We start from the raw sequence: 15594 nt of genomic DNA, 5'->3' as shown, positions 1-15594 counted from the left end.
GGCCCGCTCTTCCGGCGCGTTATCGATCTGGTCGAATGCGCGTGACTCACCTGTTCCCCACACCTCATGACATACGCGCGTCAGCGCGGCAGTCAGGGTCGTTTTGCCATGGTCAACGTGGCCAATCGTGCCCACGTTCAAGTGCGGCTTTTTACGTTCGAATTTTGCTTTAGACACGGTTACACCTCTTCCTGTTTCTTAAGTCGGGGTATCAGCTACCCTTTTTAATGATTGCTTCGGCGATGTTCGAGGGAGCTTCCATATACCTGGAGAATTCCATCGAATAAGACGCCCGTCCCTGTGTTGCTGAACGCAGGTCTGTGGCGTAACCAAACATCTCCGACAAGGGAACTTCGGCACGAACTATCTTGCCCGCAAGGCCGTCATCCATACCGGAAATCAGACCACGGCGACGGTTAAGGTCACCGACCACGTCACCCATATAGTCTTCAGGCGTGATGACTTCAACTTTCATCAGCGGCTCTAGCAAAGCCGGGCTAGCCTCAAGGGCACCCTTCTTCATTGCCATGGAGCCGGCGATCTTGAACGCCATCTCGTTGGAGTCCACATCATGATAGGACCCGTCGTGGAGCGTCGCCTTGATACGCAGCAGAGGATAACCGGCCAATACGCCGTTCTGCATCTGCTCGTAGATACCCTGCTGAACCGCCGGAATGTATTCCTTGGGAACAGCACCGCCAACAACCTCGTTAACAAAGATGAAGTTTTCACCATCTTCATCATCCAACGGAAGCGGCTCCAGCCGGACATGAACGTGACCGTACTGACCACGACCGCCGGACTGACGAACAAACTTGCCTTCTACATCGACAGACTTCCGGATGCACTCACGGTAAGCCACCTGAGGCTTGCCAATGTTTGCTTCCACCTTGAATTCGCGACGCATACGATCAACGATGATATCCAGGTGAAGCTCACCCATGCCGGAAATAATTGTCTGGCCGGACTCTTCATCGGTACGGACACGGAACGAAGGGTCTTCCTGGGCAAGCTTGCCAAGAGCAACGCCCATCTTCTCCTGATCGGCCTTTGACTTCGGCTCAACTGCAACAGAGATAACCGGCTCCGGAAATTCCATTCTTTCAAGGACGATCTTGGCATCTTCGGCACACAGCGTATCACCTGTGGTCACGCTCTTCAGCCCAATGGCTGCAGCGATATCACCGGCAAGCACTTCCTTGATTTCCTGGCGATCCTTGGAGTGCATCTGCACCATACGACCGACACGCTCTTTCTTCTGCTTGACCGAATTGTAAACAGCCATGCCGGACTCGAGCCTGCCTGAATACACCCGGAAGAAAGTCAGGGTACCTACGAATGGGTCCGTGGCGATCTTGAAGGCAAGTGCCGCGAACGGTGCTTCGTCATTGGCTTCACGGGTTTCTTCAGTGCCTTCGTCATCAACTTCGCCGCGGATTGCCTTGACTTCGTCAGGCGCCGGCAGGAATTCGATAACGGCGTCAAGCACCGCCTGAACACCCTTGTTCTTGAACGCAGAGCCGCAAGTAGCAAGAACGATCTCATTGGACAGCGTACGCAGACGTAGGCCCTTCTTGATCTCGTCGTTGGTCAGCTCTCCGCCTTCCAGATACTTGTCCATGAGCTCTTCATTGCCTTCAGCGGCTGCCTCAGCCATTTGCTCACGGTACTTGACGCACTCGTCCTGCATCTCTGCCGGAATCTCGCGCTCTTCGTACGTCATACCGGAATCTTCTTCGTTCCAGAAGATTGCCTTCATCCGAATCAGATCCACAATGCCCTTGAAATCCTCTTCCGCGCCGATGGGCAACTGAATAGGAACGGGGGTCGCACCGAGGCGCTTCTTGATCTGTTCGACAACACGCAGGAAGTTGGCGCCTGCACGGTCCATCTTGTTGACGAAAACCATGCGCGGAACTTCGTACTTGTTGGCCTGACGCCAAACTGTTTCCGACTGGGGCTCAACACCTGAGGAACCACAGAACACAACAACCGCACCATCAAGCACACGGAGTGAACGCTCCACCTCGATCGTAAAGTCAACGTGTCCAGGGGTATCGATAATGTTGATCCGATGCTCCGGGTACTGCTTGTCCATGCCGCTCCAGAAGCAAGTGGTAGCAGCAGAAGTAATGGTAATACCCCGCTCCTGCTCCTGCTCCATCCAGTCCATGGTCGCGGCGCCGTCATGTACTTCACCGATTTTGTGGGAAATACCCGTGTAGAACAGGACCCGCTCGGTGGTGGTGGTTTTGCCCGCATCAACGTGCGCGCAAATACCAATGTTTCTGTATCGCTTGATGGGTGTTTTGCGTGCCACTGTATAAACCTCGGCTGATTAGAAACGGAAGTGAGAGAAGGCCTTGTTGGCTTCTGCCATGCGATGAACATCTTCCCGCTTCTTAACAGCAGCGCCCTTGCTGTCAGCTGCGTCCAGAATTTCACCAGCCAACCGCTGTGCCATGGACTTTTCACCACGTTTCCGTGAAAATTCAACGAGCCAGCGCATGGCCAGCGCGTTCTGACGAGAAGGCCGTACTTCTACCGGCACCTGGTAGGTAGCACCACCCACACGGCGGGACTTAACCTCCACCATGGGCTGGATGTTTTCCAGGGCCTTTTCGAACATGTCGATCGGCTCATCTTTAGACTTTTCGGCAACGATTGTGAGAGCGCCGTAAACAATGCGCTCTGCCACGGCCTTCTTACCACTTTCCATGACGTGGTTGATGAACTTGGCAAGCCGTGCGCTTCCGAATTTGGGATCCGGGATGATCTCCCGTTTTGCTGCAACTCTTCTTCTAGGCATCGATAAGCCCTTAATTTTTGAAAGGTCTTCAGGAACCCCTGAGATAGACTCTGCTACTCAGCCTTACTCTTACCGTCATGAGCAACGATAAAAGACACCCGCTAGGACATCAGGACTTGGGTCGTTTAGTACCGTACTTGGAGCGGCCCTGTCTGCGGTTCTGTACACCCTGGGTGTCCAGCGTTCCGCGAACAGTGTGATAACGCACACCCGGAAGGTCTTTTACTCGACCACCACGGATAAGCACAACACTGTGCTCCTGAAGGTTGTGACCTTCACCACCAATGTAAGAGGAAACCTCGTAGCCGTTCGTCAAACGTACCCGGCAAACCTTACGGAGTGCTGAGTTCGGCTTTTTAGGCGTCGTAGTATATACACGAGTACATACACCCCGACGCTGCGGGCAGCTCTGCAGCGCCGGAACGTCGCTTTTTGCCGCTTTGCGTTTACGAGGCTTACGCACCAACTGATTAATCGTTGCCATGTAAGCAAACTCCAAAAAACTGGATCATTGAAAACTTACCCGTAAGGGCAAAATTTAAGGGACGCAAGTGTAAGCCTGCGCCCCTCTTCAGTCAAGATGACTGATTTCTTTTTGATCAACCCCGCGGTCCGTAGTTACCGGGGGCTGATCAAACACACCTCTGCAGCCAGCTTAGCGGTTGAGCTCTGCACTCAACGCTTCCACTACATCTTCCGCCGTCACACCCTGCTCTTCAAGATCACGCTTGCGGCGACGCTCGGCGTGGTAGGCAAGGCCGGTACCGGCCGGAATCAGACGTCCTACTACGACGTTTTCCTTCAGGCCGCGCAGGTAATCGCGCTTACCGGTAACCGCACCCTCGGTGAGAACCCGAGTGGTTTCCTGGAAAGAAGCCGCGGAAATGAACGACTCGGTTGCCAGTGAGGCTTTCGTGATACCCAGCAGCAACCGCTCGCAACGGGCCGGCTGCTTGTCTGCGGCCACAGCCCGCGCGTTCTCTTCCGTAAACTGGTGATACTGAACCGTATCGCCACCCAGGAAAGAGGTTTCGCCGGGGTTGGTGATCTCAACCTTGCGCAGCATTTGCCGGACGATAACCTCAATGTGCTTATCGTTGATGACAACACCTTGCAAACGGTACACATCCTGGATTTCGTTGGTAATGTACTTCGCCAACGCGACCACACCCAGCAGACGGAGAATATCATGGGGATTGGACGGGCCGTCAGAAATCACCTCACCTTTTTCAACGGTTTCACCTTCAAACACGTTGAGTTGGCGCCACTTCGGGATCAGAACCTCATAGGCATCGTCGTCTTTCGGAGTAATCACAAGACGCTTCTTGCCCTTGGTCTCTTTACCAAAGGTCACCACACCGCTGATCTCAGCCAGGATGGAAGGCTCTTTGGGACGACGGGCCTCGAACAGGTCTGCAACCCGGGGCAGACCACCTGTGATGTCACGGGTCTTCGAGCTTTCCTGCGGAATCCGCGCAACCACGTCACCCAACTCGACCCGGCCACCATTGGTTACCGTAATCAGGGCGTTGGCAGGCAGGAAGTACTGAGCCGGATTGCCACCGGGCAAAGCAATTTCCTCGCCGTTCTCATCCACAACCTGAACCATCGGGCGAATGTCTTTGCCTGCAGCAGGACGCTCTTTCGGATCGATGACCTGAACCGTGGACAGGCCTGTCAGCTCATCGGTCTGGGTCCGGGTAGTGATGCCCTGGTCCATGCCAACGAAGTGAGCGATACCTGCACCTTCAGCAACGATCGGGTGAGTGTGGGGATCCCACTTCGCCACCGCGACACCGGCTTCTACCGCATCGCCATGCTTAACAGACAGGATGGCGCCGTAAGGCAGCTTATACCACTCACGCTCACGACCCTGCTCATCTGCAACGGCCAATGCAGACGACCGGGAGACCACGACCAGACTGCCATCTGTACGCTCGATCGACTTGAGGTTATGCAGGCGTACAGTACCGCCGTGCTTGACCTGGATATTGTCCACCGCAGAGGCCCGGCTTGCCGCACCACCGATGTGGAAGGTCCGCATGGTCAGCTGTGTACCGGGCTCACCGATAGACTGCGCTGCGATGACACCGACGGCTTCGCCTACGTTGACCAGGTGACCACGGGCAAGATCACGCCCGTAACACATGGCACAGACGCCATGCTTGGTGTCACAACTGATTGCTGAGCGCACCCAGATTTCGTCCACACCGGCCCGCTCAACCGCCTCGATAGTCTTTTCGTCCAGCAAGGTACCTGCAGCTACAACCGCATTTTCCTTGTCGGTAGGTGTAAACACATCCCGCGCCGTTACGCGACCGAGAACCCGGTCACCCAAGGCTACTACCACGTCGCCACCTTCGATATGGGGCGTCATAAGCAGTCCTTCACTGGTACCGCAATCCACTTCGGTGACAACCAGATCCTGGGATACGTCTACCAGACGACGGGTCAGATAACCCGAGTTGGCGGTTTTCAGGGCGGTATCTGCCAGACCCTTACGGGCGCCGTGAGTGGAGATGAAGTACTGAAGTACGTTCAAGCCTTCACGGAAGTTGGCAGTGATCGGCGTCTCGATGATAGAACCGTCTGGCTTCGCCATCAGGCCACGCATACCGGCCAGCTGACGGATCTGGGCCGCAGAACCCCGGGCACCGGAGTCAGCCATCATATAGACCGAGTTGAACGATTCCTGGGTCAGGAACTCGCCATTCTCTCCCTTGACCGGCTTACCATCTGGTCCGATGACCTGCTCCTGGGACAGACGCTCCATCATTGCCTTGGAGACCTTATCGTTAGCCCGGGACCAGATATCGATAACCTTGTTGTATTTCTCACCCTGGGTCAGCAGACCTGAGGCGTACTGGGTCTCGATTTCCTTAACTTCGTCCGCCGCGGCATCGACCATTTCGTACTTCTCGGGTGGAATCTCGAAGTCGTTCACACCTATCGATGTGCCGGAAACGGTGGCGTAATGGAAACCGGTGTACATCAGCTGATCGGCAAAGATAACCGATTCTTTCAGACCTACTGTCCGGTAGCACACGTTAATCAGGTTGGAGATGGCCTTCTTGACCATTGGCCTGTTGACGATATCGAACGACATGCCATCCGGCACGATGTCGAACAGTAGCGCCCGGCCAACCGTGGTATCGGTGATGGTTACATGTTCAGACAGATTGCCGTCTTCGTCGGTACGGATCTCACGGACACGGACCTTGATTTTCGCCTGGAGATCCACCTTCTTCGCGCCATAGGCACGGTGAACTTCCTTGGTGTCCGCGAAGATCATACCTTCGCCTTTCGCGGTCTTGCGCTCGCGGGTCATGTAGTACAGACCCAGCACCACATCCTGGGAAGGCACGATGATCGGCTCGCCGTTAGCAGGCGACAGCACGTTATTGGTGGACATCATCAATGCGCGCGCTTCAAGCTGCGCCTCAATGGTCAACGGCACGTGGACGGCCATCTGATCACCGTCAAAGTCGGCGTTGTAGGCCGCACACACCAATGGGTGCAATTGGATCGCCTTGCCTTCGATAAGCACCGGCTCAAACGCCTGAATACCAAGGCGGTGAAGGGTTGGCGCGCGGTTCAGCATGATCGGGTGCTCGCGGATCACCTCGTCGAGGATATCCCAGACAACCGCTTCTTCCCGCTCAACCATCTTCTTGGCAGCTTTGATCGTGGTGGCAAGACCGCGATGTTCAAGCTTGGAGAAAATAAAAGGCTTGAACAGTTCCAGCGCCATCTTCTTGGGCAGACCACACTGATGCAGGCGCAGGTAGGGACCCACCACGATGACCGAACGGCCAGAGTAGTCCACGCGTTTGCCCAGCAGGTTTTGACGGAACCGGCCCTGCTTGCCCTTAATCATGTCAGCCAGCGACTTCAACGGCCGCTTGTTGGTGCCCGTAATGGCACGGCCGCGACGACCGTTGTCCAGAAGGGCATCAACGGCTTCCTGCAGCATGCGCTTTTCGTTACGCACGATGATGTCCGGCGCGTTCAGTTCCAGCAGGCGCTTGAGTCGGTTGTTCCGGTTGATCACCCGACGATACAGATCGTTCAGATCGGACGTCGCAAAGCGGCCACCATCCAGCGGCACGAGAGGGCGCAAATCGGGTGGCAAAACCGGCAGAACGGTCATGATCATGTCGCCCGGACGGTTGCCGGAGTTCAGGAACGCCTCCAGAATCTTGAGACGCTTGCTGAACTTCTTGATCTTGGTTTCGGAATTGGTCTGCGGAATCTCTTCACGCAGATTGTCTACCGCTTCCTGAAGATCGATGTCTTCCAGCAGGGCCTTTACTGCTTCCGCGCCCATACGCGCGTCAAACTCGTCTCCGAACTCTTCCAGCGCTTCGTAGTACTGCTCGTCATTCAGCAGTTGACCACGTTCAAGTGTAGTCATGCCCGGGTCAATCACAATGAACGACTCAAAATAGAGCACACGTTCGATGTCACGCAGGGTCATATCCAGCATCAGACCGATGCGGGAAGGCAACGATTTGAGAAACCAGATATGTGCAACTGGGCTGGCCAGCTCGATGTGCCCCATGCGCTCACGGCGAACGCTCGCAAGAGCAACTTCAACGCCGCACTTTTCGCAGATGACACCACGGTGCTTGAGGCGCTTGTACTTGCCGCACAGGCACTCGTAATCCTTGATCGGGCCGAAGATCTTGGCACAGAAAAGGCCGTCACGTTCAGGTTTGAACGTACGGTAGTTGATGGTCTCAGGTTTTTTTACTTCACCAAAGGACCATGAGCGAATCATATCAGGTGAGGCCAGTCCGATTCGGATGGCGTCAAATTCCTGCTTCTGGTTCTGGCTCTTGAGAAGATTCAGTAAATCTTTCATCAGTAACAAGCTCCGGATGGCGTTAATCTCGGGCGGACACCAAATGGTGTCCGCTCACGCTGCCAAAAAACAATTCGGCTCAATCAGATTCCAACTCGATGTCGATACCCAGCGAGCGGATTTCCTTGACAAGCACATTAAAGGACTCGGGCATGCCCGGCTCCATGCGATGATCGCCATCGACAATGTTCTTGTACATCTTGGTCCGACCGTTTACATCGTCAGACTTAACAGTGAGCATTTCCTGCAACGTATACGCTGCACCGTAGGCTTCCAGCGCCCACACTTCCATCTCACCGAAACGCTGACCACCAAACTGGGCCTTACCGCCCAGCGGCTGCTGGGTGACGAGACTGTACGAGCCGGTAGAGCGCGCATGCATCTTGTCGTCGATCAGGTGATTCAGCTTCAGCATGTACATATAGCCAACAGTGACCGGACGATCGAATGAATCCCCGGTGCGGCCGTCGTACAGCGTGATCTGGCCACTGGTGTCCATGCCGGCCAACTCAAGCATCAGCTTGACCTCGGCTTCCTTGGCACCGTCGAAGACGGCGGTTGCCATCGGCACACCGCCACGCAGATTGCCGGCCAGCTCCAGGATCTCCGCATCGCTAAGGCTATCGAGGTCAACCCGATTAACCTCTTCGCTGTGGTTGTAGATCTGATCCAGCAGCTTACGGATATCCACAACCTTGCGCTGCGCCTCAAGCATCTCGTTGATCTTGTGGCCAAGCCCTTTAGCGGCGGCGCCCAGGTGCGTTTCCAGCACCTGTCCGACGTTCATCCGCGAAGGCACGCCCAACGGGTTGAGTACGATATCAATAGGATCGCCATTGACGTCGTAAGGCATGTCCTCCACCGGCTTCACAGAGGAAATAACACCCTTGTTACCATGGCGGCCCGCCATCTTGTCGCCAGGCTGGATACGCCGCTTGATCGCCAGGTATACCTTGACGATTTTCAACACGCCCGGAGCCAGGTCGTCGCCCTGCTGAAGCTTACGCTTCTTGTCGTCGAATCGAGCCTCGTGCTCCTTCTTGCGATCCTCAAGGCCCTGCTCAGATTTCTCCAGCAGCTCATTGAGACTCTCGTCTTTAAGGCGAAGCTTGAACCAGTCGTCAGCTGCAAGCTCGGACAGGTAGGTTTCATCAAGTTTGGCACCCTTCTTGAGACCAGGGCCGCTGATGACTTCCTGACCAGTCAGGGCGCTCATCAGGCGCTCAAAGGTGGCACCGGCAACGATCCGGTACTCATCTTTCAGGTCCTTCCGATACTTATCAAGCTGCTCTTTCTCGATTGCCTGGGCACGCTGGTCCTTTTCGATACCATCGCGGGTAAAGACCTGGACATCAATAACCGTGCCGCGGGTGCCGGTGGAAACCCGGCTGGAGGTGTCCTTAACATCGGACGCCTTCTCACCGAATATTGCACGCAGCAGCTTCTCTTCTGGCGTAAGCTGGGTTTCGCCTTTCGGCGTCACTTTGCCCACCAGGATATCGCCGGGGCCGACTTCGGCACCGATATACACGATGCCGGACTCATCAAGCTTGGACAGCGCACTTTCACCCACGTTCGGGATGTCAGCCGTGATTTCTTCACTTCCCAGCTTGGTGTCACGGGCCACACAGGTCAGTTCCTGAATGTGGATGGTCGTGAACCGGTCTTCCTGAACCACCTTCTCGGATACCAGGATGGAATCCTCAAAGTTGTAACCGTTCCATGGCATGAAGGCGATGCGCATGTTCTGGCCCAAAGCCAGCTCACCCAGATCTACCGAGGGGCCATCTGCCAGAACATCGCCACGGGCGATGGTGTCGCCCTGCTGTACAATCGACCGCTGATTGATACAGGTGTTCTGGTTGGATCGGGTGTACTTGGTCAGGTTATAAATATCCACGCCGGCATCGCCAGCCTCTGTCTCTACGTCGGCCACACGGATTACGATCCTGGCAGCATCAACACTCTCGACCACACCGCCACGACGAGCGGTTACACAGACACCGGAGTCCTGGGCAACGATGCGCTCGATGCCCGTGCCTACCAGTGGTTTATCCGCTCGCAGCGTGGGCACCGCCTGACGCTGCATGTTCGAACCCATCAGGGCGCGGTTGGCGTCGTCGTGCTCCAGGAATGGAATCAATGACGCAGCCACCGATACTACCTGGCGCGGCGACACGTCCTTAAAGTTCACGTTTTCCGGAGGCGTGACGGTAAACTCATTCTGGTGACGCACGGTAACCAGCTCGTCGACCAGACGGTTATCTTCGTCAACCGCAGCACTTGCCTGGGCAATGATGAAATTACTTTCTTCAATTGCTGACAGGTAGACAATCTCGTCGGTGACCTGACCCTCAACCACCTTCCGGTACGGGCTTTCCAAGAAGCCGTAGGAGTTGGTGCGGGCGTAGGTTGCCAGCGAGTTGATCAGACCGATGTTCGGACCTTCCGGCGTTTCGATAGGACACACTCGCCCATAGTGGGTCGGATGCACGTCTCGAACTTCAAAACCGGCGCGCTCACGGGTCAGACCACCTGGCCCCAAAGCAGAAACCCGACGCTTGTGGGTAACCTCCGACAATGGGTTATTCTGGTCCATGAACTGGGACAGCTGGCTGGAACCGAAGAACTCTTTCACTGCAGCTGCAACCGGTTTGGCGTTGATCAGGTCCTGCGGCATGAGGCCTTCACTTTCCGCCAGGCTCAGACGCTCGCGAACGGCCCGCTCAACACGAACCAGCCCTACCCGGAACTGGTTTTCGGCCATTTCGCCGACAGAACGGATACGGCGGTTGCCCAGGTTGTCGATGTCGTCGACGTTACCCTGCCCGTTACGAATGTTGATCAGCGTCTTGAGTACATCGATGATGTCTTCATGAGTCAAAATGCCGGCACCGGTACTTTCTTCACGACCCAGTCGACGGTTGAGCTTCATTCGACCAACACCGGATAGATCGTAACGCTCTTCCGAGAAAAACAGGTTGTTGAACAGGTTTTCCGCAGACTCCTTGGTTGGCGGCTCGCCGGGACGCATCATGCGATAGATTTCAACCAGGGCCTCAAGAGGTGTCCGGGTCGGATCAATCCGCAGGGTGTCCGACATGAACGGGCCACAATCCAGATCGTTGGTATATAGGGTCTCGATTTCGTCGATGCCCGCAGCCAGGATCTTCTCGACCACCTCGTCGGTGAGCTCGGTATTACACTCAACCAGGACTTCCCCGGTCTTGGTGTCGACCATGTCTTTAGCAACGACGCGGCCGTACAGATACTCAGTCGGAACTTCCAGTTCGGAGATGCCGGACTTTTCCAGCTGGCGTATATGACGCGCAGTAACCCGACGGCCCTCTTCAACAATGACGCTGCCGTCCTTGTCTTTGATATCGAAGGTTGCGATATCACCACGCAGACGACTGGGCACCAGTTCAAGCTTGCAGGTCTCGGCACCAATCTTGAATTTACTGGTATCGAAGAACATCTCGAGCATTTGCTCAGAGGTAAAGTTCAGCGCCCGCAGCAAAATCGAGGCCGGCAGCTTCCGACGACGGTCGATCCGGACAAATACCGCGTCCTTCGGGTCAAACTCGAAATCAAGCCACGAACCACGGTAAGGAATTACCCGCGCTGAATACAGCAACTTGCCGGAGGAATGGGTCTTGCCTTTGTCGTGATCAAAGAATACGCCTGGCGAACGATGCAACTGGGACACAATGACGCGCTCAGTACCGTTGACCACAAAGGTGCCGTTCTCGGTCATCAGGGGCATTTCGCCCATGTAGACTTCCTGCTCCTTGATGTCCTTGATCGCTTTATTCGAGGATTCTTTATCATAAATAATCAGACGCACTTTAACTCGCAGCGGCGCTGCGTACGTCACACCCCGTAGCTGGCATTCCTTGACATCAAATACCGGCTCTCCAATGCGGTAACTCACGTATTCGAGCGCCGCGTTGCCAGAATAACTGACAATCGGGAATACGGATTTGAATGCTGCGTGCAGGCCACTTTCCTGGCGTGCTTCGACAGCAGTTTCCATTTGCAGGAAGTCCCGATATGAATCCAGCTGAATAGACAGCAAATAGGGGACATCCATCACGGACGGCAATTTACTAAAATCTTTGCGAATCCGCTTTTTCTCAGTGTAGGAGTAAGTCATCTGCATTCCCCAGCTTTAGACCTGATACCTGGTATCAAGAAGCAACCATTTACCTGCTTCGGGGCCGAATTGCTCGGCTAACTGCGCCGTCTTGAATAAGACTCTGGCTGTAGGGTTTGTCGGGCCACTACCATCTTAGTAAATCCGGCCGCAACTTCCACAGCATATACAACAGAAAAAGGCCGGTGGCGCAAGGCCACCAGCCTGTCCATGCTTAGCGCATGGCAGCGTACAACAATCGGCTATTACTTAAGCTCAACTGAAGCGCCTGCGTCCTCAAGCTTCTTCTTCGCTTCTTCAGCGTCAGCTTTGCTGGCGCCTTCCTTGATGGTTGAAGGAGCGCTATCAACCATTTCCTTCGCTTCTTTCAGGCCAAGACCTGTCAGCTCACGAACAGCTTTGATAACGTTTACCTTCTTCTCACCCGGGCCGTTCAGAATTACGTCGAATTCTGTCTGCTCTTCAGCAGCGACAGCTTCACCGGCAGCAGCAGGTGCAGCAGCAACCGCGGCAGCAGCTGAAACGCCAAACTTCTCTTCCATTGCTTCGACCAGCGCAACTACATCCATTACGCTCATTTCAGCAATTGCATTCAAAATATCGTCTTTAGACAGAGCCATGACTTTCTCCCAAAAAAATAAAAATGGTGTTCAACAGAATCAAGCAGCGTCTTGCTTCTGGTCGCGAACTGCCGCTACTGCACGGGTCACTTTCGAAGGAATTTCGTTCAGTGTACGTGCGAGCTTGGTAATCGGTGCCTGTGTTACGGCTGCCAGCATCGTCAACGCCTCGTGGCGAGTCGGAAGCTTGGCAAGGCGATCAATCTGGTCTGCACCCATCAGCTCACCGCCAACAGCCAAACCTTTAATATTGAATGCCTCTTTCTCTTTGGCAAAATCCTTCAACAGCCTTGCGGCGGCACCTGGATCTTCCATAGAGAACGCCAGAATCGTCGGGCCAACCAGTACATCACGGATGCACTCATACTCAGTACCTACGATCGCAAGCTTCGCCAGGTTGTTACGAACAACCTTCAGGCGAACCTGCTCTGCGCGGGCCTTCGCACGTAACTTCGTCATATCACCAGAGGTGATACCACGATAGTCAGCCAGTACGACGGACAGAGCACCACCGGCAGTCTCGTTGACTTCAGCGACGATCGCCTTCTTGTCTTCGAGTCTAATTGCCACTGGATTTCTCCTCGATTTCGCTGGAATCATTTCCAGCAAACCCATCATTGCCCTTACGGGCGCCTAACGGTGTTTGGGTTCAGAGAGAACGTCTTCACACCGTCTGCGCAGGCGTTGCTTTAACCCTTGTCGCCCTGAAACTTCGAGCGTCGGGGGCCTGCGGTCTTTGACAGCCTTGGCTTCCGCCTAGACTACAAAGTCACTACCGACCCGGTGGCTTAAGCTACCAAACCGCCCTGATCGATAGTCAGGCCAGGTCCCATCGTCGTGGAAAGGGTTACCTTCTTGAGGTAAACACCTTTTGCAGACGAGGGCTTGGCCTTTTTCAGATCCGCAATCAGCGACTCAAGGTTTTCCTTGATCGCGTTTGCGTCAAACTCAACGTTGCCCAGCGGAGAATGAATAATGCCATTCTTGTCGGTACGGTAGCGTACCTGACCAGCCTTGGCGTTCTTGACCGCTGTCTCAACATCCGGAGTAACCGTGCCGACTTTCGGGTTCGGCATAAGGCCACGGGGACCAAGGATCTGACCAAGCTGACCAACAACGCGCATGGCGTCAGGTGTAGCTATGACCACATCAAAATCCATGTTGCCTTTTTTAATTTCTTCAGCCAGATCGTCCATACCCACGATGTCGGCCCCTGCAGCTTTTGCCTTGTCTGCGTTGGCGCCCTGGGTGAACACCGCTACACGAACGGTTTTACCGGTACCATGCGGAAGAACGGTGCTGCTGCGTACAACCTGGTCGGATTTCCGTGCATCAACACCAAGATTGATCGCAACGTCAATGGACTCACGGAATTTCACTGTCTGGCCCAGTTCAACCAGGATACCCACGGCCTCATCTACGGAGTAGGCACGGGTAGCATCAACTTTTTCACGGATCTGCTTTTGACGCTTGGTCAGCTTTGCCATGTTATAGGCCCTCCACGTTCAGGCCCATACTGCGGGCTGTACCTGCAATAGTCCGGACTGCAGCTTCCATGTCGGCGGCGGTCAGGTCAGGCTCTTTGGTCTTGGCGATCTCCTCCAGCTGCGCACGCGTCACAGTTCCGACCTTGTCGGTATTGGGACGAGCGGACCCGCTTTTGATACCTGCCGCCTTTTTCAGCAGCACCGGCGCTGGAGGCGTCTTGGTCACAAAGGTAAAACTGCGGTCACTATAAACAGTGATAACCACAGGAATAGGGAGACCCGGCTCAACATCCTGGGTCTGGGCGTTGAACGCCTTACAGAATTCCATGATGTTGACGCCGCGCTGACCTAGAGCGGGACCTACCGGCGGACTGGGATTTGCCTTGCCGGCAGCAACCTGAAGCTTGATATAAGCATCGATCTTCTTTGCCATGATAGTTCTCCTGATGGGTTCAAACGCCTTCCGGCTCCCCTGTATGCACAACTGCTAAAAGCAGACACAAAAAGCCCGCGTCACCTTTGTGCGCGAGCTGTGTACAGATGATTGCCGTCAGTCTTTCTCGACCTGACCAAATTCCAGCTCAACCGGGGTGGACCGGCCGAAAATAAGAACAGCAACCTTGACCCGACTTTTGTCGTAGTCCACTTCCTCAACCACACCGTTGAAATCGGCAAAAGGACCTTCGGTAACCCGAACGATTTCTCCTGGCTCAAACAACGTTTTAGGCTTCGGCTTATCAACACCGCTTTCAACGCGGCGAAGAATGGCATCGGCCTCTTTTTCGGTAATTGGAGCCGGCTTATCCTTGGTTCCACCGATAAAGCCGAGCACTTTAGGCGTATTCTTCACCAAATGCCAGCTGGCGTCGTCCATTTCCATCTGCACCAGGACGTAACCTGGGTAGAACTTGCGCTCGCTCTTACGCTTTTTGCCGTCGCGCATTTCAACGACTTCTTCAGTCGGCACCAGAATTTCACCAAAGTGATCCTCCATGCCATCAAGTGCTACGCGCTCTTTGAGAGTGCGCATAACCTGCTTTTCGAAGCCAGAATACGCATGTACCACGTACCAGCGCTTAGCCATTGCCCACTCCTGTTAACCGATAACCCCGGAAACCAGCATGCTGATCAGCGAGTCCATTCCCCACAAAAGAAGCGCCACCACCAGAACAAAGACCACCACGATGACGGTTGTCTGAATAAGTTCCGGCCTTGTTGGCCAAACCACCTTGCGGATTTCCACCCGCGCTTCTTTTAGCAGAGTAGCGAAACGCCGACCACGGTCTGTCTGCAGCGCAACCAAGGTTGCCACCAGACCAAGCGCCACGAGAGCAAGAACCCGATAAAGCACGGACTCAGCACTGTAATACTGATTGCCAACAACACCTGCGGCGATCAAAACAAAGACAACCAGCCACTTGACTGCGTCAAAGCGGCTGGTCGAACGTTCGGCTTTTGACTCCATAGGAATCAGCTTATGTATCCGGAAGTTAAAAAATGGCAGGCCAGGAGGGAATCGAACCCCCAACCTGCGGTTTTGGAGACCGCTGCTCTGCCAATTGAGCTACTGGCCTGCACCGACACTACTCAGTGCACTTACTCGACGATCTTTGCAACAACCCCGGCGCCAACAGTACGGCCGCCTTCACGAATCGCAA

The 15594-nt window shown here is 54.8% G+C and carries 12 protein-coding genes and 1 tRNA gene; all 13 read right to left on the bottom strand.

Features of this window, described 5'->3' with window-relative positions; genetic code table 11:
• Positions 1–177: GTP-binding protein (locus G7W63_RS17090; protein ID WP_242634471.1), on the bottom strand; the 177-nt coding region annotated here is incomplete at its 3' end.
• Between the two features lie 34 nt (positions 178–211).
• Positions 212–2320, bottom strand: coding sequence for an elongation factor G (gene fusA, locus G7W63_RS17085; protein WP_166261176.1), 2109 nt, complete (start codon positions 2318–2320; stop codon positions 212–214).
• Between the two features lie 18 nt (positions 2321–2338).
• The gene (rpsG, locus tag G7W63_RS17080) at positions 2339–2809 is read right to left on the bottom strand and encodes a 30S ribosomal protein S7 (protein WP_166261174.1); all 471 of its coding nucleotides are present in this window, start codon (positions 2807–2809) and stop codon (positions 2339–2341) included.
• A gap of 109 nt (positions 2810–2918) precedes the next feature.
• Positions 2919–3293, bottom strand: a complete 375-nt coding sequence (rpsL, locus tag G7W63_RS17075; RefSeq protein WP_166261172.1) for a 30S ribosomal protein S12 — start codon at positions 3291–3293, stop codon at positions 2919–2921.
• A gap of 171 nt (positions 3294–3464) precedes the next feature.
• Positions 3465–7673 carry a DNA-directed RNA polymerase subunit beta' gene (rpoC, locus tag G7W63_RS17070; RefSeq protein ID WP_166261170.1) on the bottom strand — a complete coding sequence of 1403 codons (4209 nt, stop codon included), beginning with the start codon at positions 7671–7673 and terminating at the stop codon, positions 3465–3467.
• Between the two features lie 79 nt (positions 7674–7752).
• Positions 7753–11829: a DNA-directed RNA polymerase subunit beta gene (rpoB, locus tag G7W63_RS17065; RefSeq protein ID WP_166261168.1), complete on the bottom strand. Its 4077-nt coding sequence runs from the start codon at positions 11827–11829 to the stop codon at positions 7753–7755.
• Between the two features lie 245 nt (positions 11830–12074).
• On the bottom strand, positions 12075–12449 hold the full coding sequence (rplL, locus tag G7W63_RS17060; RefSeq protein WP_166261167.1) for a 50S ribosomal protein L7/L12: 375 nt from the start codon (positions 12447–12449) through the stop codon (positions 12075–12077).
• 39 nt (positions 12450–12488) lie between these two features.
• Positions 12489–13019, bottom strand: a complete 531-nt coding sequence (rplJ, locus tag G7W63_RS17055) for a 50S ribosomal protein L10 (protein WP_166261166.1) — start codon at positions 13017–13019, stop codon at positions 12489–12491.
• A 218-nt stretch (positions 13020–13237) separates the two neighbouring features.
• Positions 13238–13936 (bottom strand): 50S ribosomal protein L1, encoded by a 699-nt coding sequence (rplA, locus tag G7W63_RS17050; protein WP_166261165.1) that lies wholly within the window; start codon positions 13934–13936, stop codon positions 13238–13240.
• A gap of 1 nt (position 13937) precedes the next feature.
• Positions 13938–14369, bottom strand: a complete 432-nt coding sequence (rplK, locus tag G7W63_RS17045; protein WP_166261164.1) for a 50S ribosomal protein L11 — start codon at positions 14367–14369, stop codon at positions 13938–13940.
• 117 nt (positions 14370–14486) lie between these two features.
• On the bottom strand, positions 14487–15020 hold the full coding sequence (gene nusG / locus G7W63_RS17040; RefSeq protein ID WP_166261163.1) for a transcription termination/antitermination protein NusG: 534 nt from the start codon (positions 15018–15020) through the stop codon (positions 14487–14489).
• 12 nt (positions 15021–15032) lie between these two features.
• Positions 15033–15401 carry a preprotein translocase subunit SecE gene (gene secE, locus G7W63_RS17035; RefSeq protein ID WP_166261162.1) on the bottom strand — a complete coding sequence of 123 codons (369 nt, stop codon included), beginning with the start codon at positions 15399–15401 and terminating at the stop codon, positions 15033–15035.
• A 33-nt stretch (positions 15402–15434) separates the two neighbouring features.
• Positions 15435–15510 (bottom strand) — tRNA-Trp (locus tag G7W63_RS17030).
• Positions 15511–15594: the final 84 nt, after the last annotated feature.

Source organism: Marinobacter salicampi, from assembly GCF_011074795.1.
Lineage (GTDB): Bacteria > Pseudomonadota > Gammaproteobacteria > Pseudomonadales > Oleiphilaceae > Marinobacter > Marinobacter salicampi.
This window is presented reverse-complemented; position numbering and strand designations above follow the sequence as displayed.

Excerpts from the sequence above, each read along its gene's own strand:
- rpsG (WP_166261174.1), bottom strand. The coding sequence starts at position 2,809 with ATGCCTAGAAGAAGAGTTGCAGCAAAACGGGAGATCATCCCGGATCCC.
- rpsL (WP_166261172.1), bottom strand. The coding sequence starts at position 3,293 with ATGGCAACGATTAATCAGTTGGTGCGTAAGCCTCGTAAACGCAAAGCG.
- rpoC (WP_166261170.1), bottom strand. The coding sequence starts at position 7,673 with ATGAAAGATTTACTGAATCTTCTCAAGAGCCAGAACCAGAAGCAGGAA.
- rpoB (WP_166261168.1), bottom strand. The coding sequence starts at position 11,829 with ATGACTTACTCCTACACTGAGAAAAAGCGGATTCGCAAAGATTTTAGT.
- rplL (WP_166261167.1), bottom strand. The coding sequence starts at position 12,449 with ATGGCTCTGTCTAAAGACGATATTTTGAATGCAATTGCTGAAATGAGC.
- rplA (WP_166261165.1), bottom strand. The coding sequence starts at position 13,936 with ATGGCAAAGCTGACCAAGCGTCAAAAGCAGATCCGTGAAAAAGTTGAT.
- rplK (WP_166261164.1), bottom strand. The coding sequence starts at position 14,369 with ATGGCAAAGAAGATCGATGCTTATATCAAGCTTCAGGTTGCTGCCGGC.
- nusG (WP_166261163.1), bottom strand. The coding sequence starts at position 15,020 with ATGGCTAAGCGCTGGTACGTGGTACATGCGTATTCTGGCTTCGAAAAG.
- secE (WP_166261162.1), bottom strand. The coding sequence starts at position 15,401 with ATGGAGTCAAAAGCCGAACGTTCGACCAGCCGCTTTGACGCAGTCAAG.